This is a genomic window from Candidatus Symbiopectobacterium sp. NZEC135 (assembly GCF_025962695.1).
In genome coordinates this window covers 1-1,623 of the sequence record NZ_JAGFPF010000384.1, presented here as the reverse complement: position 1 = coordinate 1,623, position 1,623 = coordinate 1, and the positions used below count along the sequence as shown (strand labels likewise).

At 43.4% G+C, this 1,623-nt stretch carries 2 protein-coding genes; both read right to left on the bottom strand.

Annotation, left to right across the window (positions count from 1 at the left end):
* Window positions 1-485, bottom strand: a 485-nt coding sequence (locus J5224_RS27100) for a hypothetical protein (RefSeq protein ID WP_264628247.1), incomplete at its 3' end; no start/stop codon positions are given.
* Window positions 486-880: 395 nt separating this feature from the next.
* The coding region (locus tag J5224_RS27095; RefSeq protein ID WP_264628246.1) for a site-specific DNA-methyltransferase at window positions 881-1,623 on the bottom strand (743 nt) is incomplete at its 5' end.

The window sequence follows — 1,623 nt, the reverse complement described above, 5'->3', positions numbered from 1 at the left end:
ACTAGCAAATTGCTTTTATCACTATTATAAAGGTTGTCGAGAACAAAAAACCTAATGATTGGAGGGAGTATGGAAAATACGCTCACAATTTCATTGCTGGAGCCAAATTTATACTTTTTAAAGTACAAAATAAACAAGCTTGCATACAACTTAAACAACGCATCAATCGCAGAATCCACATCAGTATCAAGAATCGGTTTTGGGTTTTTTGTATGGGTGCATTTATTCCCTAATTTTTGTAGCTTTCTAACAGCCCCCATTAAAAATTTATCATTTGAACTTGCGGCCTTTAATTTTTTAATAACTTCGAAATTACCGAGTGTAACTTCTTCGCCTTGAGGGATGTCACATAATTTGCGTATGACAACTTCTGAATATTGTCGAATTGTAGAAATTTTACCTCTATTGGATCTGGATTCAATGTAAAAAGCGTCATTAATTAAATCTTTAACTAAATCTTCATAAACTTGATTTTTGAACTTCATTTTTCTGCATCCGTGAAAGTGAACTCTTGACCGGCTAGTATTTTAATAACACGCGTGCACGTTTAGCCACTTCGACCAGCCCGACCATGCTGTCAATGATTACTTAAGGTCAGACAATTACTGACAATTGTCAAATCCATTTTTTCACGATAACGCGTATGCGAGTTATCCCGCCAGAGAACACTTATAACTCATTGAATTTTCGATCACTACTGTACGCATGAATGATAAAGCTAGCACAAAATAAGTAGATCGCTTGTTGTTGCAAACTATGTGCGTGCCAACTAAGTCCGCTCCTGGCACAAAGCTACCTGCCAGATGAGGTTATGCACTGAGCCATAAAAATGTTAGCTCAAATCTGAGCTAACACACTCATAGAGGAATTTAACCCGTCTTCATTTATCAATGTGCCTTCCTGCATCATCAGAATGAGCTGTGGTACTCCGTGCTGCCGCAATACGCCTGCGAGCAGTTTTCACATAATCCTCTTCTCGCTCAATACCGATAAAACAGAATCCTTCCATCGCCGCAGCTTTGCCGGTGCTTCCACTCCCCATAAAGGGATCAAGTACAGTGCCACCTGAGGGGGTAATCAGACGGCAGAGGTATCGCATCAGTGCTGTGGGCTTTACACACATATGATTGTTCCCTTCATCGCGGTCATTTTTGCTGGCTTTCGCACAATAAAAGAACCGACTGGCGCTATTAATTTCCATCTGCTGAGGGGTATACGGGAACATCGTAAGTACTGCATCACTGCCATCATGGATAACATTGGCAGGCCAGCGACCATCAGGATTTCCTTGTCTGGCGATACCTCCATCACCTTTACTTCTGCCTCGCCACATATGGTTGGGCTCAGATCCACCCGGTCCATTTGGATAATCATAGGGGGATTCCCCCTCTGCCAGAGGGATCCTGCATTCGCCGATGTTCAGAACGCCGGTACCATACACGCCTACGTTGGATGCTATGGTTCCCTTGCTCGGCTTGCGGGCAAGGGTAATCGGTTCCAGCGCCGGTTTTAACGCGTGGTGAGATTTAGGAAAGCCCGAACCGTATACCCAGCCCAGTATTCCGTCACGTCCAAATGTCGCGTCCAGCAATTTGAGCTGGTCCGATGACAAACTTTCAATGA